This window comes from Paenibacillus sp. F4, from assembly GCF_002894905.1.
Lineage (GTDB): Bacteria > Bacillota > Bacilli > Paenibacillales > Paenibacillaceae > Paenibacillus > Paenibacillus polymyxa_B.
Window position 1 is genome coordinate 12815 of record NZ_POVS01000006.1, and the last position, 20917, is coordinate 33731.

The window sequence follows — 20917 nt, forward strand, 5'->3', positions numbered from 1 at the left end:
CATTTTCCAGCTTCATTATGCCTATTAGACTGCAAATAAATTGATACAATAAATTCATTTCATTTTATAAAATTTGAACAACAACAATCAATTTGATAGAGTTTCAGTAAATAAAACATGGGTTCTTATACTTTTAAAGTGATCCTAACTATTATTTATGAAAAGAATATCTAATGCAGATTAAAATGTTGTAGAAATGTAACTCGTTATTTTTATCTTCTATCTATGAAAAAAGACCCTCACTCAAAACCAACTCCTACCCACTCTCCCGATTTCTATGCTTTAATAAAATGAGCAGTATCAACAAGAAGCGTTGAAAGTGGGATTCTATGAAGCGACTAACGATTGGCCTGTTCGCCCATGTGGACGCAGGCAAGACAACTTTTGCGGAACAGCTGCTGTACCATACGAACAGTATCCGGTCGCGGGGGCGGGTGGATCATCAGGATGCGTTTCTGGACAGCCACGACATCGAGCGGGCAAGGGGTATTACGGTGTTCGCAGATCAGGCGGTAATAGAATATAAAGGAGACAGCTATTATTTAATAGACACGCCCGGACACGTCGATTTCTCCCCGGAGATGGAGCGGGCGATTCAGGTCATTGATTATGCCATTCTGATTGTAAGCGCAGTTGAAGGTGTCCAGGGCCATACGGAGACGGTCTGGCAGCTGCTGCGCAAGCATCCGATTCCGACCTTCTTTTTTATCAACAAGACGGATCGGATCGGCGCGGATGCAGGCAGAACCGAGGCGGATATCCGTCAGCAATTGACGGGGGAAGTATGTTGCATTACACAGAGCTTCGCTGACGGCATAGTCGGCGAGCCGCTGCGGGAGGCCATGGCGGAGCGGGACGAAGCCTTGCTGGAAGTATTCCTGGAGGGAAGAGAGGATTCCGGCTTCTGGCTGGAGGCCTTGCAGAGGATGATAGCGGCGGGTCTTCTCTTCCCCTGTGCTTACGGCTCTGCGCTTCAGGATACAGGCATCATTGAATTTCTGGATCAGCTGCATCTGCTGACGACAACCACTTATGACGAGAATGCTTCGTTCCAGGGGCGGGCTTATAAAATTCGGCATGATGCAGGCGGAGCGAGACTCACGTTCATTAAGGCGCTGGGTGGTCGGCTGAAGGTGAGAGAACAGCTTAGTTACGAGAGCGGCGGGGTTCAATATGACGAAAAAGTTACGCGGCTCTTCTTGTTTAACGGCCTTAAATCGCAGCCGGTGGAACAAGTGGAAGCTGGCGATTTGTTTGCGGTTGCTGGCTTGTCCGCCGCCGAGGCCGGACAAGGCCTGGGGTCGATATCAGACAAGTTAGCTTACGATTCGGAGCCGACGTTACAATCGAAGGTATTATTCGACAATTCGATACATGTACAGAAGGTGCTCGGTGCTTTTCGCATGCTGGAGGCGGAGGAGCCGTCTCTGAACGTCGTTTGGGATGAGAAATTGCAGGAGATTTCTATCCGCGTCATGGGATTGATTCAACTGGAAGTGCTGGAGCAGCTTGTTAGAGAGCGGTTTGGCTTTGCTATCTCTTTTGGACAACCGGAAATCTTGTATAAGGAAACGATTCAATCGGCTGTGAAAGGGTACGGCCACTTCGAACCGCTCAGGCATTATGCGGAAGTGCATCTGCTGATTGAACCGGGAGAAAGGGGCAACGGCATCCTGTTCGATAGCAGATGTCATGCCGATGATCTGAATGTCAGCTATCAGAATCTGATTCGGAATCATCTCTATGAACGGGAGCATCACGGACTGCTGACCGGCATGCCGGTCACCGACGTGAACATTACGCTGCTGAGGGGCCGCGCGCATAAAGAACATACCCATGGTGGCGATTTTCGTGAGGCTGCCTTTCGAGCACTACGACAGGGACTGGAGAAGGCGGACAACGTGCTGCTGGAGCCCTATTACGATTTCAAAATCAAGGTCGCTATCGATGAAATGGGCAGGGTACTGTCCGATATTCAGCGTGCTTCAGGTATTTTTAATCCGCCGCAGACAACCGGAACGCAAGCGGTGGTCACGGGCAGGGTGCCCGTGTCGACTTTCATGAACTACAGTGCCGAATTTGCATCCTTTACGCATGGACGAGGCAGTATCCGCTGCGTGTTCAGCGGCTATGATCGCTGCCATAATACGGAGGAAGTCATAGAGCGGATAGGCTACCGCAAAGGGGCAGACCCACTGTATACATCCTCCTCCATCTTTTGCGCCAAGGGGGCGGGTTACTCGGTGCCATGGGATGAGGCGGAAGCCAAGATGCACCTTGAATTAGAACCTTGAATGAGCTTGCTCTAATGGAGATGAAACTCCAGGTAGGAGAGCAAAAAACCATACCTCAAGTGACGGTAAAAATGTTGTAGTGGATGCAAAATAGTTCAAAAGAGGGTGTCTCAAAGCCGAAAAATAACGGAGAGACATCCTCTTTTATCATGAGGGAGTAAATCGCCCATATTTCCAGGATTCAGGTAGAAAGTAGGTAGATTTAGGACAAACAATTTTTATAATGGAAATAAGATATATATTTTATAGGGCTAAGGGGCGAATGTCATGAAACCGACGCAAGGAATAGAGGCGCTGGCGGCAGAGATTGCCGATGTGGCTAGGACGTCCTTTCGCACTCTTTTTGAAAATGGCGAACGTTACTATTACTGCACGCTATTTACTACTGGAGAGGGACATGCGCCAAGCATCTCCGCCTGGTCATGGGAGGCCTTGGAGAGGGAAGCGGCCAGGCAAGGAGAAGAAAGTGACATGCCGGGGTCAACGATTGCGGAACTCATCAAATGGTCCTATGCCGATTCACCCTATTGTTGTTTCAGGGATGAGGACTTCGATGATGTTAAACAATTGTTTATGAGGCGTCCTTCTATTGCGGAGCTTGAAGCTGACGAATGGAATCGTGAATTTGATTCGAGGCTGAAGGCCATGGAGCTGGCGATGAAAATGCTCGATGATGAAGGCGTGTTTGCCTTGAATCAACCGCGAGAGTCTGTATGCGTCCTTGTCGAGGTCATGCCGCCGGATGAGACTAATACCGAAATCGCCTTACGTTTGAATCGGGCGGAGTCTCCGGTTATGCAAGCATGGCTGGTGGAAGCAGCGGAGTAAGGGCATTCGCGTTTCTTGAGGGAGAGTTGTAAAATGCCTAATGAAAATCAAATGAATATTTTAGTTGAGAGAACAGATTGTATTCTTTATTATGTGGGATCGGCCCTATCGAACGAACATAGTGCAGGCTGGATCGGCGGGAATGCACCTGAATTCTTTGATGATCAATCGGACCTCATCCACGAAGGTAACCAAAAATACGTTTTTTACTTGAGCCTCGTCCATCCCTTTAAACCGGAGAGCATGATTTCGATTTTCATCCCTGAAGACTATGAGGAGTATTTGGAAAACAACATTTATCCTAATTGCTCGGTCAAGGTGATTGAGCATCCCATTTCAACTGAAAGCGCCAAAGATATGTTTACTAACCCAGGGCTTGTAAAGCATGCAATTTCAGACGGGGAACTAAGCCATGACGAAAAATCGATGGATCAGCCTTTTTTGATCAAAGTGGGCGGAAACCCGAGACTTATTCAAAATGAAGACTATTATTTTACGAAGCTCAAGGAGGAGTCATTCTCTTTTTTAGTTCAGGTAGATGAAGATGGTTACCCCGAAACGTTCTTGAACGGCGACGAGCCCATCAAGCGATTTTTGGCGTGCGTATGCCCCATTCGCACAAGCAGGCAGCCCGCCCCTGGCGTAAACTGAATTATAATCAGTGAGCGAGGTGAACTTCCATGGCACAATCGAAAGAGATACGTGCACGGGCTAAGAAGTTTCAGGGCCGTCCGGTCTGTGTCACCCTGCACAGCGGAGAGACTTACGTCGGCTACATCACCGACATTAATCGCGGCGGCTTGACACTTGCCAGTGCTGGAGCTCCCCCACGCGCTTCTTCCGGGAAGCAAGACTCCCGATCTCTCAAACGCAGAGCCAGTTCGCATGCCCCGGGCGTCCGTCTCGGCAACCGGAAAAGCGGCGCTCGCAAGCCGTCTGGCCGTTCGCGCTCCCGCAAGCCGGACGCCAAGGTATCTGCCTTCCTGCCGATGATGGGCTCGCTATTAGGCGGCCTTGGCGGCTCCACTGCGGGCGCAGGAGGTCTTGGCGGTATGCTCGGCGGCGGCTTGCGGCTGTTCGGCATGATCCAGAAATTTGTCCCGGTCGTGAAGATGGGCTACGGTATGATCAAGTCCATTCGCCCGTTTCTCGGCGCCGTTAAAGGCTTGATGCCCCCGGCCAGTCCGGTCACGCCGGATAACGAATAATCGTATACCTGTGGACTTTAAGCCCCTTTGAGTGGTCAAAGGGGCCTAGCCCACACCAACACTTTCTAACAAGAATAAAAATGATCACGGTCTTTGTCATCAAATTTGCCAAGTGTCCGTATCCTAACAAATTCGTGTTGGCCCTCATATGGATTCCATTCATATGGATTTTTTTCTGTGGTACTCTAAGGTGGTTCAGTGGTGACCTTAAGAGAAGCTACAATGAAAGATTACTTAAAGATACATATCATTTTAAAGAGGTACGACCCATAGAAAAAATAATAAAATTGCTGGATAAGCAAACAAAGGAAACCTGGCTATGGTCAACAGGAGGGTTCAAATATGTGGTTTGGGAAGAAAGAAACGCAACTGGATCGAATAAAAAACAAACTGAGTCAAGCCATGCGCAAAGATGCGGATTTCTCGGTGTTTGGAGCATCCTCACATCAATATAGGGTTAAAGAGAAGCTTACAGCAAAAGAACTGGCAGACTGGCAAACCCACAATCAGGTCACACTTCCTGAGCCTTACGCGCTGTTTTTAACGAAAATCGGCAACGGAGGCGCCGGCCCCTATTATGGAATTTATTCAATTGGAAAGGCAACTTCCTACACCGAGCGCCAGGCACTCCTTGCAAAATCCGTTCTGCATCCCGGGATGACCAAAGAGGAATGGAACCATCTGATTGAGCCCCTGACCACGGATGAGGACATTCCCGATGAGGAATACGACGACACCTGTAATAAGGTGTTGGGCGGTATGTTGTGCATAGGCACCCAAGGCTGCGAATATGACATGTATCTCGTACTTGAAGGGAAATACAGGGGGAGAATTGTGTACACCTCCGATTTCCATCCCGATCATCCTTTTTTCTTTGTCTATGAAGACAGCTTTCTGGACTGGTACGAGCGTTGGCTGGATGAAATTATTCTGGATTATGATATCGGGTGGTTTGGCAGTCGAATGCCGGGTGATGAGAATGCGCTGATCCAGATTTATCAGAGCGCTCCAAACGAAGAAATCCAAGCCAAAGCGCTTGATGGAATGTTTAAGTTTAAGAAAGTCTCTCAGCCAACCCTTGATTTTTTGAAAAATATTGCAGAGCAAAGCCCCAAAAATCGAACCACAGCCATTTGGCTCATCTGCCAAACCTCTTTTGACACGGGTAGAACATATCTTCTGGAGCTGTTGCAATCGGATGAACATGAGGATTTTCTGCAAGCTTTACAGATTCTGCACGCTTCCAGTAAAACTGAGGATTTAACGGAGTTTATTCCAGTGATCTTGCAAAGGCTTGACAGGATTCACGACCCGGAAACGTTGCGTTATGCAGGGTATATCTTGGAAGATTACGGTGCGGTTACTCTCCATAACTTTGCGCCTTTCTTGTGTCACGCTGACCCGAAAATGCAAACCACTGCCATCTATGCCGCGCGCAGTTGCGAAAACAAGCTGGGAAGCTGGGAGATCATAGAACAGATGTTGATGGGGGGCGGCCCGCAGGTTCTGAATAACTCGATTTTATACTGGGGTATTATTCCTCATGAGGGGTTGTTGCCTTACTATAAGGAGGTATGGCCGCAATACAAAAGCAATCCGAATTTCAGAGAAAAATTTATCGGTTGTTTGCGAGAACTGCATTTGCCAGAGGATTATTTCGACAAAGACGAGTGGTGAAGAAGGTGTACATAGAGTATCCATAAAGTGTAAACCAATAAGGTTTAGAGTATCACCCTCAGATGATCGGCACCTGCGAGCTCACCTTCGATTTAATTTTGACGTGGCGGAGCCTGAACATTCCGAAATCGGATTTACGAGGAAGCCAAAAAAATGCAAAAAAGCTACTGACATCCCGTTGTCAGTAGCTTTTTTGTACATTAGGAGTATGCGAATAGCGCAGTGTTTGGAGAGGGGGCGACCTTTCTCAAAATCTTATCATAGAGGTGGAATTTATTTATGAGCAATATCAATTGGGAAGTGGATCCGGACCACAGTTCCGTCGAGTTTTCGGTGACGCATTTAAAGATTAGTAGAATTAAAGGAGTATTCGAGCATTTCCAAGCGATCTTGAATTTTGACCCCAATGATTTAACAACCATGGGTATTCAATCTTCCATAGATGCAAATAGTATCACAACTCGCCAATCGCAACGAGATGAGCACTTGAAGAGCGACGACTTCCTTCATGCAGCCAAGTATCCAACCATTACGTTTCAAAGCACCAGCTGCGTCCTTGCTGGCGAAAGGCAATATGAACTTACGGGCAATCTAACTCTGCATGGAGTAACAAAACCCATTACTTTTCATACCGTTTTTGAAGGACTAAACAAAGACCCTCGCGGCCGGGAACGTGTAGGATTTCATTCAACAGCCAGTATCGAACGCAATGAATTTGGCTTGACATTCAACTCGCATCTGGAAAAAGGCGGGATTGTTGTCGGTAATGAAGTGAGAATCGAGCTTTATATCGAGGCAATTAGAATAGAGTAGCGATCCTCAAGGCCATCCTTTTAGCGGGGTGGTCTTTAAACTTGCCGTTACAGGTAGGGTGGTGAACCGTATCACAAATAAGGGCGAAAATGTTGAAGCAAAATTGTTCAGAAACGAACCAAGACTAAGAGCTTACTAATAAGAATGTGGACTAAATGCTATTGCTTCGATAGAATATCATTCTATATTGTTGTATTCAGGATTTTATTAAGGCGGATTGGAGAGGTAATCATGGGAAATACGGATAAGTTTGAAAAGATAGCTAATATATATGACACTTCTGAGAGAATTCACATTGCAAAGGTATCATCTGATGCCATTCGTGAATATGTGGTTGACGCTAATAGTAAGAATGCTATTGATTTTGGGTGTGGGACGGGTCTCGTCGGAATGAGCTTGTTAAATGATTTTAATTCTATGCTTTTTCTGGATACTTCACAAAACATGATTAATCAAATAAAGCAAAAAATTACTGATCTTCATATTCAGAATGCAGATACATTATGTTTTGATTTTGAAAAGGAAGGTCTAACGGATTTACATGCTGACTATATTTTTATGGCTCAGGTTCTACTCCATATTCATGATGTTGAATTCGTTTTATCAAGGCTATTTGATGTTCTAAATGAAGGAGGACATTTACTAATCGTAGATTTTAATAAAAATGAAAAAGTAGTTTCAGATATAGTTCATAACGGATTTAATCAAGAAGAGCTGACTGACATTATGACTAAAATAGGATATAGAGATATTCAGTCCAAAACTTTTTTTAACGGAAGTAAAATATTCATGGGACAAGATGCATCTATGTTTATTCTTGATTCTCAAAAATAAAACTTTTAGGCAGAAATCAGGCTCTCCTTACCGGAAACCATGCTTTGTGTCTTCTCATGCATCGCAGAGGGATTGGATCAAAAGCCGCTTGGCTCTGCAAAGACGATTACCATTACTATGCGATATTTAAAAAATGGCGAAGAACCAGTTGTTTTTCCTCATTAGGTTTGCAGACCGCTTTCGCCTTGTGTCATATGACATTATGGCACTGGCCAATTTGACATCAAGAGCCGTAGGATACGACTACTACTTGTAAAGGATGTGGGCTCTTTGATGACAAGAACCGTCGTCAGCTTTATTCAAAATGGCTATTTCCTACTGCTTACTTTCGCTACCGGATTGTTTTACTTTTGCTTTTATCTGGTCGCTCTTACATTAGGTTTGAGTCTTTCGTTTACCGTCGCGGGCGTTCCTCTGATTACTCGCATTTTGCGAACTACATACGCCTTCCTGCAATTTGAACGCATACAGACCAAGATCTATACGGATATTACCACAGAGCTTTACGTTAAACCAATAAACACCGATGCCTCTATCTGGCTTCAAGCAAGGAAGGAGCTGCTAAATCGGCGCAACTGGATCGCTATCGGCTGGCTGATGCTGAAGCTCCCGGTGGGGATTTTAAGCCTCATTAGTGCAGCCTTGCTTTATATAACTCCACTCGCGATGATTGCGACCCCGCTCCTCTTTCCGCTATTTAATTATTATTTTATGGGTGTACTTATAGATACTGTAATAAAATCCGTACTGGTTTCGGCCTCAGGAGTCGTATTCACTATGGTGAGCTATAGGCTTGCGAACAGCTTGACGCGTATGCTAGGCGGCTACACCCGTCTTATGATCAAGAGTGTGAACCGGTAGCCGGAATGTCCCGGTCTGGATTTAAAAGTATTGTTGGATGATGTTCTGCTCTATAATAGTTACGTAATGTCATACTGATAGTTCTTAGGGGTTGATGGTTTTGTTCGATATGGTAAAGCAGTGGTTCTGGTACGACTGGTTCATGCTTATGATCCGCTTGATTTGCAGTACTTCTCTCCTGCTCACTATCATAGAGCGGCAAGCTCATTTCACGCTGCCGCTTTGGGTTCTTGTGTTTTGGCAGCTTATTGCTTTTTCCGTTCCCTGGCTGTGCTTGCAGCTCAATTATAGATACTACCTGCTTACCGAGATTGTGATCCCGGGCGGGCTGTCCTTGTATTTAGCTTCGTTTTTTCCGGAAGCCTACCTCACATTCCTGTTGTATCCATTTTTAATTGCCGCTAACAGCAAACAAAGAACATATATTTGGTCAGGTCCTTTATCGGTATTGCTCCTACCCGCTATAATTAAGCTGCTTGTAGAGCAGACTGATTTTTGGGTTATGACCATTCAATTCGGGACGGCTTATGCATTCGGATTTTCCTTCCATTTATTGATGGTCAATCATCGTCAAGGCGAAATTATACGCGAGCAAAATGCGGTGCTGGAGCAGTACTTGTCCCAAATCGAGCGCATCACGCTGGCCGAAGAACGAAATCGGCTCTCCAAAGAGCTTCATGATACTGTCGGTCATGCCTACACTTCCCTCATTATGGGATTGGAAACCTTGCGCCCTGAGCTAGAGACGGATACAGGAACGAAACGGCTCGATTCCCTATTGAACCTGGCCCGGAAGAATATGGATGAAGTGAGAGGCTATGTGCATCAAATCGAATCGCCGCATGAAGAACTCCCACTGCTTCAGTCTTTGCGGAAGCTGGCAGAGGAGTTTCAGGAGCATGCTAAGGTGTCGGTTCGTTTCCAGGCCTTCGGGGAGGAATACCCTGTAACGAAGCAAGCGAAGATAGCGCTGTATCGCTGCTTGCAAGAATCATTGACGAATGCCGTGCGTCATGGACACTCGACGGAGATTACGGTTTTGGTGCAATTCGAGCCTCAGCAGACGAGGCTGGAAATTCAAGATAACGGCCGTGGGATGGAACATGGACGGGATGGTTTCGGCTTGAACGCCATGAAAGAGCGAGCGATGAATTTGCAAGGTCATGTTGGCGTCTACACCCAACCGGGCGAAGGCACCCTCGTTACCTGCACCCTGCCACGACAAACGGAGCTTAAGGATGATGTCATCCGTCTGTTGATCGTCGATGACCAGCCTTTTATCCGTGAAAGTCTGCGGACTCTTCTGGAGGAGCAGCAAGATTTGCAAGTCGTAGGGGTGGCAGAAGATGGCGAGCAAGCCATCGAACTGTGCAGGCAGGTTCAGCCTCAGCTGGTGCTCATGGATTTGGACATGCCGAACCTGGACGGAATCTCCGCATCCCGTACCATAAAACAAACGTGGCCCCACATCCGCATCTTGATTCTCACCACGTTCGAAGATACTGGACAGGCTCTGGAAGCGCTGCGAAGCGGAGCGGACGGATACTTATTGAAGTCGATGAAGCCGGTAGAGCTCGCCGAAACAATACGCACGGTCTATCGCGGAGGCACGCTGATCGATCAGGAGATGTCGCACAAATTGTTTGCACAGCTGGAAGCAGACAAGAGTGGGGAAGATCCGTCGACAACCAAAGTGGCCGCGACCTATGACTTAACTCCACGGGAGCTTGAAATTTTACAGTCCGTGTCGAAAGGACTGCGATATAAAACCATTGCCTCCAAATTGTATTTATCTGATGGTACGGTTAGAAACTATGCGTCATCGGTCTATCTGAAGCTGGGGGTTCGCAACCGGGAGGAAGCGGTGCAAAAAGCCCGGGAGGCAGGGCTTCTGGAATAAACCTTACGGCTCTATGCGGATTTCCGTTGGATATGGAGAAAACTAAAAACAAGCGGCAGCATCAGCAGCCGCTTGTTTCTTATTGTACAAGAAAACCCCCAGTTTGATCGGGGGTTCAGGAAATCTTATATAAAGTATCATTATCTTACTTTTTCTGGTTAACCTTTTGAATTAGTGACTGATTGGCAACGTATAGTAATTAAATGCTTGATCCAATAAGGCACTGGCTTCTTGACGCTTCAAAAGCTGTTTGGAGCGGAAGTCTATGGAGCCGTCTAAATTGATCTTGGTATTCGGGTCCATGATACCTTGGGAAACCAGAGCTGTGACTGCTTTAACTGCCCAAGCATCCGTTTCGCCACTCAATTTAACCTTAATTCCAGGCTCAACCTGTTTCAGGTTCTGGATCATTACCGCCGCCATTTGTCTAGTGATAGGAGAATTAGGCTGATAATTACGTAGTCCGGCCATCATCTGCTTCTTATTCGGTTCAATCATGAAAGGTTGTTTATACCACCCGTGGGCGCGCAGCAGCACTTCTGAGAATTCTCCCTGAGTCATCGTTCCTTTCGGATCAAAGAGGTTGGCTGACTTTCCGCTCATGACTTTCAAAGCATTAAGGTTGTTTATATATGGAATATACTTACTATCCGCAGGTACATCAGAAAATGGTGAATCAATGTTTATTTTTTGCGCATAAGCAACGAGGTCTGGGAGCTGCATGTAATACAAATATGCAATATGGCCTGCTTCATTTTTATTAAACGTCAGTTTATTACCTGATTCATCTTCAAATAATAAAGGGTGGATCATTTTTAGTGTATGTTTGCCTGATGTTCCTGTCTCCATTATTAATTTCCCGTCCGAATACGAAACCTTCGTCCTTAAGGCAGCGATACGCGTGTTTTGGTATAATCCCACGTAGTCTTGGGCCTGCTGCTCACTTATTGTCGCGTAGGTTGACTTTGGAACCTCTGATTTTCTCGGATAATAATGATTCATAAATTCTTCATACACGTCAAGACTCATCATGGAGTCGTTATTGTAGGACATGTACATCGCTGTATTCTTCTCAGGCAGAATAACAATCAAGGAAGAATGGCCTGTAACATTTCCTCCTTTTAGAATCACATGCTGATTATTCATCTTCTCTTTGAAGTAGCCCTCGAATCCAATTGTTGTAACCGGGAACTCCTTATCGGGGAATAATTGGTATGTGTGCATTTGCTCTATGCTCTTTGGACTCACCACTTCTTTACCTTTGTACTTGCCTTTGTTCAGGTGCATAATGAGGTACTTCGCCATGTCATCTGCTGTTGAAACGATACCGCCTTCAGGTTTTTCAGTTGGTTTAAACCCATCCAAGGGTATCAGTTCACCTGTTGGCCCATAGTGAGCAGCCATTCTGTTTAACAATTGGGGGGTAAACCGCACACTCGTCGAATTCATGCCTAACGATTTGAAAATATTCTTTTCCATATATTTGGAATATGACATGCCCGTTACGTTTGCTACAGCATATCCCGCTAGCATGAAACCAAAATTGTCATAAGTGTACGCTTCTCCTGGAGGCCTGACAACAGTTGGCATATTTGATGCAATGTACTTCTTCATTGGAAAATATTTGTCCGCGTATTCTGGATGCATTTCCATGAGAATATCTGGTTCATCAAATCCACTTGAATATGTAAGTAGATCAAACATCGTCAGTTTTTTTCCTGTTTTATTCGGAACCTTTATTCCTCCTAAATACTCTTGGATATCGTGTTTTAAGTCCATTTTCCCCTTATCGACCAACTGCATAGCTGCCAATGCAGTGAATGACTTTGTAACAGAGCCGATTTGAAAAACGGTATTTTTATCAACAGGAATTTTTTTGCCCTTGTCGGCATAACCGTAACCTTTGCTTAGCATCACTTTCCCACCTGCAACGACCACAAAATTAGAACCAACTGTATTAAACTTCTTCATCTTGTCCGCAAAAACACCATCTGCAAAAGCTTCTAGTTCCTTGGCATTTCGCGGCCCCTCCAAGCTAGCCTTTTCAGATGCAACTGGTGCGTTAACGGGTGCGGCAACTGACGCGCCGTTGGGTGCCATACATGCGGTAGTTATCGTAGTAGATAATAGTAGAACCGCGAGAATGGTGTAAATCATTTTTTCCATGAATGGTTTCTCCTTGAAATGTATTTTTGCCTTATAGCGTCTGGCAAAACCAAGTATGGCAAAGGACTTGTCATACCAACAAGTTACATTTCGTCACCCACCCATACCAAATCACTCCAAAGTGTCATATGACAATTAGGCTTCTTACAAAGAATATTGAACCCCTTTCACTGCAGCCTCTTCTTTACCGTTTCCCCTTCAATTAATACAGGTTGATAATAGGTGTGGTTGCGTAGATCCTTTTTCCCTTGCAGTTTCTTAATAACCCAATCGGCAGCATCACGTCCCATTTGTTCCTGTGGGTGTGTCAATGTCGTGAGTTTGATGTTCGCATTTTTGGAAATATAGGAATTATCTTGACCAATAATGGACAAATCTTCGGGAACGGATATCCCAAGTTGTCTGCATACATGTACAACTTCTAATCCTACCTCGTCGTTATAGCAGACAATTGCGGTTAACCCGCCTCTTTGTTCGGTCAGAAATTTCTTCAAGTTGGTGGACAGGTCCTGCTTCGTCTCTGTATAGAATGAGAGCACTTGCTCAGGGTGAAACCGTAACTTGGCTTCTCCAAGTGCTTTAATATATCCCTTCATTCGATGCTTTCCTTGTAAATCATCCATTTTGGCAATGATACCAATGTGTGTGTGTCCGTTAGCAATCAATTCTTTTGTTGCCAGATAGCTGGACTGTACGTCATCGAGACAAAAGAATGGAACCTCCAACTCTTCATAATAAGCATTAATCATGATGAACGGAACATCCTGCTCCTTGAACGTCAGATAGTAAGAGATATTGGGATTATATAGATTGCTCTTCGTAGGCTCAATGATCAAGCCATCCACACCAAAGGACAACATCATCTCTAAAGCTTTCTTTTCCTGTGCGACATCATTATTTGTACTAGCTAATAGCAATGAATAATTATCTTCATTTAATCTGGCTTCAATTCCGCGAATAATGGAAGGGAAGATGTAGTCAGAAATGTAGGTCGTGATGACTCCGATGGTTTTATTACTGGAATTCCCGCCGTTTTTTGATCGGAATTGGCTACTGACGTAAGTGCCCGATCCTTTTTCACTTCTTAAAAAACCCTCATTGGATAGCTCTAAAATAGCCTTTCGAACCGTCTGGCGACTAACTTGATATATATCCTGCAAAGCCGACTCCGTTGGAATTTGTTCTCCTACGCTGTATGCTCCTGATAGAATGTTGCTTTTTATATCCTCAAGGATGACCTGATACTTTGGTTTCACTTTATTCCTTCTTTCCAAGTTGTTCTAATACTAATTGATGCATCCATAATATTTGTATGTACATATTTTAGCATAATTATGAGTTTATTATAATCTATTGTCCTATCTGTATAAATACTAAAGACAAAATAGAGAAATACTCGGTTCATCATATCATTTGTAGGCATAACTATGTTTTCGTGTTGACAAATGTACGCACAAAAAATATACTAAGGCTGTAAACAAAAGAAAGCGCCTTCTTTCAATTATTGCGATTATAACAGTTGTTCAGAGAGAGGAGTAACGTGAGCATGGATCAAGACATTAAACAAGCGATTACTAAGGGAGAAACCTCACTTGGTATCGAATTTGGATCCACACGTATCAAGGCAGTGCTGATTGATCATCATTTTGAAACCATCGCATCTGGAAGCTATGAGTGGGAAAATCTCTTGGTAGACGGTTATTGGACGTACAACTTAGAGAGTATTATTACGGGTCTGCAAGAGGCTTATAGTGAAATGAAGCAAGAGGTTGAACAAAAATATGGGATCACCCTTCGTACCGTTGGTTCTATAGGATTCTCTGCAATGATGCACGGATATATGGCTTTTGACAGCAGGGGCGAGTTGCTTGTTCCGTTCCGTACTTGGCGGAATGCGACAACTGGTGCCGCAGCAAAAGTTTTAACTGATAAATTCCAATTCAACATCCCTGAGCGATGGAGTATTGCTCATCTGTATCAAGCTATATTGAACGAAGAGCAACATGTCCCTCAGGTTGATTTTATGACGACGTTAGCTGGATACATTCACTGGTTGTTGACTGGCGATAAGGCGATTGGAGTCGGGGATGCTTCGGGCATATTCCCAATTGATGAGACTACACATGATTATAACGAATCGATGGTTAAGCAGTTCGATGAACTCATTGCGGCCAAAGGTTACGATTGGAACTTAAAAGACATTCTCCCTAAGGTTTATATTTCAGGCGAGCAGGCAGGTGTATTAACCGCCGCGGGAGCCAAAATCTTAGATAAATCCGAAGATTTACAACCAGGTATTCCGCTTTGTCCTCCAGAAGGTGATGCGGGAACAGGGATGGTCGCTACGAATAGTGTAAGAAAACGGACGGGCAACGTCTCTGTGGGAACCTCGGTTTTTGCGATGCTTGTATTAGAGAAGGATCTTTCAGCGGTATATCCGGAAATTGATCTGGTGACTACACCGAATGGTAATCCGGTCGGAATGGTTCATGCCAACAACTGTTCAAGTGATATCAATGCTTGGCTGGGATTATTCCGTGAATTCTCTGAGGCAATGGGGCAAAAGGCGGATCCGAATCAATTGTTCAGTGTGCTGCTGAACAAGGCTTTGGAAGCAGATCCAGATGGCGGCGGTTTACTCAGCTATGGCTATTTGTCAGGGGAGAATATCACCGGAATAGAGAAAGGTCGGCCATTGTTTGTCCGCTCTCCTGAAAGCCGTTTCAATTTGGCCAATTTCATGCGGACTCATCTTTTCACTGCGTTTGCTGCTTTGAAAATCGGAATGGATATTTTGACAAAGAAAGAAAATGTCGCAATTGACAGCATTCTGGCTCACGGTGGTTTATTTAAAACCCCTATCGTCGGACAAAAAATTGTTGCGGCTGCCATGAATGTCCCGGTATCAGTGATGTCAACAGCTGGAGAAGGCGGGGCGTGGGGTATTGCCATTCTGGCTTCTTACATGATGAACAAGGATCAACAAGAAAGTCTGGAAGACTTCCTCGACCAAAAAGTATTTAGAGATGCTGAGGGGCAAGAAATTTCTCCCGACAGTTCCGACGTTAAGGGATTTGAGACATTCATGGAACGCTACACACAAGGTCTAGCAATTGAGCAGGCTGCTGTAGATAATCTAGTGGAAAACTGGAGGAATTGACGTGTTAGAGCAACTGAAAGAAGAAGTATATCAAGCCAATCTGGATTTGCCTAAACATGGACTCGTGAAATACACCTGGGGTAACGTAAGCGCTGTTGATCGTGAGAGTCGCTTATTCGTTATCAAACCAAGTGGTGTTAGTTATGACACGATGAAACCTAGCGATATGGTGGTTGTTGATTTTGATGGCAATGTTGTTGAAGGAGAGATGAGACCTTCATCAGATACACCGACTCACGCCGTACTTTATAAGCATTATGCAGAGATCGGCGGTATTGTACACACGCATTCGACTTGGGCGACCATTTGGGCTCAAGCAGGCTTGGATGTACCTGTAATGGGGACTACTCATGCAGACACCTTCTATGGTTCTGTTCCTTGTGCCCGTTTCTTGACACAAGAGGAGATTGATCGTGGTTACGAAGCGGAAACCGGCCGTGTCATCATCGAAACTTTTGAGCAGCGCGGGCTGGATATTTTAGCAGTGCCGGGTGTTCTGCTTAAGGGTCATGCTCCCTTCACTTGGGGCAAAGATGCAAAATCGGCAGTCATGAATAGTGTCGTGTTGGAAGAAGTTTCGAAAATGAATTTATTCGCACGAGAATTGAATCATTTTGCTGAAGAATTGCCGCAGCGCATTTTAGATAAACACTATTTACGCAAACATGGGAAAGACGCGTACTACGGGCAAAAGTAATATAAACTATAAAATTAAGAAAAGAGGATGAATGATGTCAACAGTAGGTACAAAACAGTTCTGGTTTGTCGTAGGTTCACAACATCTGTATGGAGAAGAAGCATTAGCAGAAGTCAAAGCACACGCACAAGAAATGACCGATGCCTTAAATAAAAGCGGCGTTCTGCCTTATCCGCTTGTATTGCAGGATCTGGCGGTTAGTGCAGACAAAATCACCAATCTCATGAAAGAAGTCAACTATCGTGACGAAGTTGCTGGTGTCATCACTTGGATGCATACCTTCTCGCCTGCAAAAATGTGGATTCGCGGTACTAAATTGCTGCAGAAACCACTGCTTCATTTGGCCACACAGTTCAATGAAAGCATTCCTTGGGCTACGATTGACATGGACTTCATGAACCTCAATCAGGCAGCTCATGGTGACCGTGAATATGGATTTATCAATGCCCGTCTGAAGAAACAAAATAAAGTGGTCGTAGGGTACTGGGAACGTGCGGAAGTGCAAAAGCAAATCGCAGAGTGGATGGATGTAGCGGTTGCTTATAACGAAAGCTTCAATATCAAAGTTGCCCGCTTTGGCGACAACATGCGTAACGTTGGCGTTACGGAAGGCGATAAGGTGGAAGCTCAAATTCAATTTGGATGGACCGTTGACTACTTCGGAATTGGCGACCTTGTTCAGTACGTCAATGCTGTGAAAGAAGAAGAGATTGATGCTTTGTTCGCGGAATACTCCGAACTCTATGAATTTGATTATGGTACTTACAGCAAGGAAGCTTGGGAAGCCAGCGTAAGAGTGCAAGCAAGCTATGAAATTGCCCTTAAACGGTTCCTGGATCATGGCGGCTATACTGCCTTCACTACGAACTTCGAAGACCTCTATGGTATGAAACAGCTTCCTGGTCTTGCCGTTCAACGTTTGATGGCACAAGGATACGGCTTCGCTGGTGAAGGAGACTGGAAGACGGCAGCGCTCGATCGTCTGCTTAAAGTAATGAGCCATAACCAATCCACTGGCTTTATGGAAGACTACACCTATGAATTAGCGGCTGGTCAGGAATCGATCCTTCAATCCCATATGCTTGAAGTTGACCCAACGTTGGCAAGCAACAAGCCTAAAATCATCGTTTCTCCGTTAGGTATCGGCGATCGTGAAGATCCAGCTCGTCTGGTGTTTGACGGCAAGGCAGGAGACGGTGTAGTTGTTTCCATGGCTGACTTTGGCACGCATTATAAACTGTTGATCAATGAGGTTACTGCATTTGAACCGACAGTTCCTGCTCCAAATCTTCCAGTGGCCCGTGTACTGTGGAACGTGAAGCCAAACTTCCAAGATGGGGTTAAAGCATGGATTGAGAACGGCGGCGGTCACCATACCGTGGTTTCCTTGAATCTAACCACAGACCAAATTGTTACTTATGCAAAATTGGTTAACCTGGAATACGTAATTATTAAGTAACTAGAAGATATCCATCTATAAAAGCATTGGGTCAGTCCTCAGGCCCCAATGCTTTTATTGGTTTTCTAAGAATGTATAGATATGGAAAGGTTACTAAGCTACCTGGCGTTATAACGGGATAATTGGTTTCTCCTTAAGGTAATCATTTAATTCATAAGGATGTGATACTATGGCCAATTTACCAGCTACGAAAACGAAACTGGTTATCGTTGAAGGTATACCTGGCTCTGGCAAATCCACATTATCTAGACACATACATGACATGTTAAACACACATCAAATAGAATCGGAACTATTTTTAGAAGGGAACTTACGGCATCCCGCTGATTATGAATCGGTTGCATGTATGCCGAACGAAGAACTTGATCGGCTCCGATCTATCTATTCCGAGGTGTTTCATTACATTGATCCGTTTGTATCTGTGAATGGCAACGACTCTTTAATCGCATATGCACTTGCCCAGCAATCAGCTCAAAATGAAATTCCGTCTAGTTTGTATGAGGAAATGCGGCGTTATGAAATCTACGATGGAGTACCCGTAGAAAAATATTGCGAGTTGATGGTTCAACGTTGGAGTTCTTTTGCTAAGGATCAGCGAGAAAAGGAAAAGCTAATCATACTCGAATGCTGTTTTTTACAGAACCCAGGGTGTGCATTACTCGCTCGACACGATGCTGGAAATGATCGATTTGTTCAGCATGTATTACAGATTGCAAAGCAAATTCAGGACCTAAAACCAATTTTGTTTTATTTGAGGCAACCTAATGTGCGTGAGACGATTGAGCGAGTGAAAACGATGAGGTCTCAAGAATGGTTAGATTTCGCGATTTGGTACCATACGGAGCAAGATTATGGAAAGAAGAAGGGGCTTCAAGGGTATGAGGGATATATTCAGTTCCTTGAACATCGACGTGAGCTAGAATTGCAAATCATTGAGCAACTCCCTTTTCAATCATTTATTATGGATAACTCCGATTATGATTGGGTGAATCAACAACAGACTATTTCGAATATCATAATGAAGTATTTATAAATCGTGAAGCTCATTCGAGGAAACGTTAGTGCAATTAGAAAGGGCCTGTCCCGTAAAGACATATTTTACCGAGTTATTCATATACATGGACTGTTGATTCGATCATTGGAAATCTGTACTCTACATCATTTGCTTCTAAAAGCTTTTTTGGTGTCTGTTATTACTGCTAGTAAGTGAAGCCCCAATAATACAGCGTGTTGAGATCCATTCTTATTATTTCTGCAAAGAAAATTCTCACTTTTTAGCAGAAATGATTTATAATTATCAGATAATAGACAATATAATTTTTAAAAGATTATATTTTAGTTATAATAGAGACAGAAAAGATATGTTCCTGAGTGGAGCCTTGCTTCTTGTATCACCTAAGCAGGAGGGCCTGCTCTTTTTTGCAAATATAAGAGATAAGGAAGGTTTTTATGAATAGCATTCAGAAAAAAACAGACATTATCTTAATTGGTGCCGGAGTCATGAGCGCGACTCTGGGATCATTGCTGAAAGAGTTAGCACCGGAATGGGAAATTCAAGTGTTTGAGAAACTTGCAAACGCAGGGGAAGAGAGCTCTAACGAATGGAATAATGCAGGTACAGGCCATGCTGCACTGTGCGAGCTGAACTATACATCCGAGAAAGCTGACGGATCTATAGATATTCGTAAAGCTGTAGACATTAATGAGCAGTTTCAGCTTTCAAGACAGTTTTGGTCTTTTCTTGTAAACAGCAATTTGATTCGTAATCCACAGGACTTTATCAAACCAATACCTCATATGAGTTTGGTAACAGGAGAGAAAAATGTATCTTTTTTGAAAAAAAGGTTTAAAGCGCTTTCAACTATTTCTCTGTTTCAAGGCATGGAATTTTCCGACGACCCTGAAAAGCTGAAGGAATGGATTCCGCTGATTATGGAAGGCCGTACATTGAATGAACCCATCGCGGCAACCAAAATCGACTCTGGAACAGATGTCAACTTTGGTGCTTTAACACGCATGTTGTTTGAGCATTTAAAAAGTAAAAACGTCGAGATCAATTACAAACATAGTGTAAAGGATATTAAACGTACGAGCGATGGCTCGTGGAAGGTCAAAGTCCATAATCTGGATAACGGTAAAATCGAATACCATAATGCCAAATTTGTCTTTATCGGTGGTGGGGGTGGAAGTCTACCTTTACTACAAAGAACCGGTATTCCTGAGTCCAAATATATTGGGGGATTCCCGGTAAGTGGACTATTTATGGTATGTAACAATCCTAAGGTTGTCGCCCAGCATCATGCAAAAGTATATGGTAAAGCTAAGGTTGGTGCTCCTCCCATGTCTGTTCCGCATCTGGATACAAGATATATCGGTAACCAAAAAGCACTGCTATTTGGACCGTTTGCCGGCTTCTCACCGAAGTTCTTGAAAACGGGCTCAAATTTGGATTTGATCGGTTCTGTAAAACCCAATAATCTCATCACGATGTTGGCCGCAGGCGCAAAAGAGATGGCATTGACCAAATACCTGATTCAGCAAGTGATGTTATCGAATGAAAAGCGTCTGGAAGAATTACGCGAGTTTATTCCGAACGCCAAAATCGAGGACTGGGGGATCGTGGTAGCAGGCCAACGTGTGCAGGTGATCAAAGATACGGAGGGCGGTAAAGGAACACTTCAATTTGGTACAGAAGTGGTTAGTGCCGCTGATGGTTCGATAGCTGCACTGCTCGGCGCTTCTCCGGGTGCTTCTACTGCTGTTCACGTTATGCTGGAAGTATTGGAAAAATGCTTCCCACAACATATGGAAGAGTGGGAACCAAAAATAAAAGAGATGATTCCTTCTTATGGGGTGTCACTAGCGGAAAACCCAGAGCTTTACCAAGAAATTTACAATTCCACGACGGAGGTGCTGGGTCTGGGCGAAAAAGAACCGCTTCATCGTTAATTTTTTATTTGCTGATCGTTCCCAATATGATAGGATGCAGCCAGACAGAAAAGAAAGCAGCGCTATAGGCT

16 protein-coding genes are annotated in these 20917 nt (G+C 44.4%); 14 read left to right on the forward strand and 2 right to left on the reverse strand.

Annotated features, from left to right (window positions below):
• Window positions 1-329: 329 nt before the first annotated feature.
• The 9 genes from C1T21_RS02560 (at window position 330) to C1T21_RS02600 (ending at window position 10415) form a co-directional block, all read left to right on the forward strand.
• A complete protein-coding gene (locus C1T21_RS02560) occupies window positions 330-2294 on the forward strand; it encodes an elongation factor G (protein WP_103047085.1) in 1965 nt (654 codons plus the stop codon).
• 267 nt (window positions 2295-2561) lie between these two features.
• Window positions 2562-3122, forward strand: a complete 561-nt coding sequence (locus tag C1T21_RS02565) for a DUF4303 domain-containing protein (RefSeq protein WP_103047086.1) — start codon at window positions 2562-2564, stop codon at window positions 3120-3122.
• Window positions 3123-3155: 33 nt separating this feature from the next.
• Window positions 3156-3773, forward strand: a complete 618-nt coding sequence (locus C1T21_RS02570) for a hypothetical protein (RefSeq protein WP_258012344.1) — start codon at window positions 3156-3158, stop codon at window positions 3771-3773.
• A gap of 29 nt (window positions 3774-3802) precedes the next feature.
• Window positions 3803-4330, forward strand: a complete 528-nt coding sequence (locus C1T21_RS02575) for a hypothetical protein (protein WP_103047087.1) — start codon at window positions 3803-3805, stop codon at window positions 4328-4330.
• A 342-nt stretch (window positions 4331-4672) separates the two neighbouring features.
• A complete protein-coding gene (locus C1T21_RS02580; RefSeq protein ID WP_103047088.1) occupies window positions 4673-6007 on the forward strand; it encodes an SMI1/KNR4 family protein in 1335 nt (444 codons plus the stop codon).
• 279 nt (window positions 6008-6286) lie between these two features.
• Window positions 6287-6820: a YceI family protein gene (locus tag C1T21_RS02585; protein WP_103047089.1), complete on the forward strand. Its 534-nt coding sequence runs from the start codon at window positions 6287-6289 to the stop codon at window positions 6818-6820.
• Window positions 6821-7051: 231 nt separating this feature from the next.
• Entirely contained in the window at window positions 7052-7654 is a 603-nt protein-coding gene (locus C1T21_RS02590; RefSeq protein WP_103047090.1) for a class I SAM-dependent methyltransferase, read from the forward strand.
• A 273-nt stretch (window positions 7655-7927) separates the two neighbouring features.
• Complete coding sequence (locus C1T21_RS02595; protein ID WP_103047091.1) at window positions 7928-8515, forward strand: sensor domain-containing protein; 588 nt, start codon at window positions 7928-7930, stop codon at window positions 8513-8515.
• A 100-nt stretch (window positions 8516-8615) separates the two neighbouring features.
• The gene (locus C1T21_RS02600) at window positions 8616-10415 is read left to right on the forward strand and encodes a helix-turn-helix transcriptional regulator (RefSeq protein ID WP_146032469.1); all 1800 of its coding nucleotides are present in this window, start codon (window positions 8616-8618) and stop codon (window positions 10413-10415) included.
• A 171-nt stretch (window positions 10416-10586) separates the two neighbouring features.
• Here the strand turns inward: C1T21_RS02600 and C1T21_RS02605 are convergent, their stop codons facing one another.
• Window positions 10587-12581 (reverse strand): serine hydrolase domain-containing protein, encoded by a 1995-nt coding sequence (locus tag C1T21_RS02605; RefSeq protein ID WP_103047093.1) that lies wholly within the window; start codon window positions 12579-12581, stop codon window positions 10587-10589.
• Window positions 12582-12748: 167 nt separating this feature from the next.
• Complete coding sequence (locus C1T21_RS02610; RefSeq protein ID WP_103047094.1) at window positions 12749-13837, reverse strand: GntR family transcriptional regulator; 1089 nt, start codon at window positions 13835-13837, stop codon at window positions 12749-12751.
• A 290-nt stretch (window positions 13838-14127) separates the two neighbouring features.
• On the opposite strand from C1T21_RS02610, the gene C1T21_RS02615 reads away from it, so the two are divergent.
• The 5 genes from C1T21_RS02615 to C1T21_RS02640 all read left to right on the forward strand — a co-directional run bounded on the left by C1T21_RS02615 (window position 14128) and on the right by C1T21_RS02640 (window position 20846).
• Complete coding sequence (locus tag C1T21_RS02615; RefSeq protein ID WP_103047095.1) at window positions 14128-15741, forward strand: xylulokinase; 1614 nt, start codon at window positions 14128-14130, stop codon at window positions 15739-15741.
• A 1-nt stretch (window position 15742) separates the two neighbouring features.
• Window positions 15743-16438, forward strand: a complete 696-nt coding sequence (locus C1T21_RS02620) for an L-ribulose-5-phosphate 4-epimerase (protein ID WP_068939259.1) — start codon at window positions 15743-15745, stop codon at window positions 16436-16438.
• Between the two features lie 34 nt (window positions 16439-16472).
• Complete coding sequence (gene araA, locus C1T21_RS02625; protein WP_103047096.1) at window positions 16473-17897, forward strand: L-arabinose isomerase; 1425 nt, start codon at window positions 16473-16475, stop codon at window positions 17895-17897.
• A 169-nt stretch (window positions 17898-18066) separates the two neighbouring features.
• The gene (locus C1T21_RS02630) at window positions 18067-18930 is read left to right on the forward strand and encodes a P-loop NTPase family protein (protein WP_103047097.1); all 864 of its coding nucleotides are present in this window, start codon (window positions 18067-18069) and stop codon (window positions 18928-18930) included.
• Window positions 18931-19346: 416 nt separating this feature from the next.
• The gene (locus C1T21_RS02640) at window positions 19347-20846 is read left to right on the forward strand and encodes a malate:quinone oxidoreductase (protein ID WP_103047098.1); all 1500 of its coding nucleotides are present in this window, start codon (window positions 19347-19349) and stop codon (window positions 20844-20846) included.
• The last annotated feature ends 71 nt before the right edge of the window (window positions 20847-20917 follow it).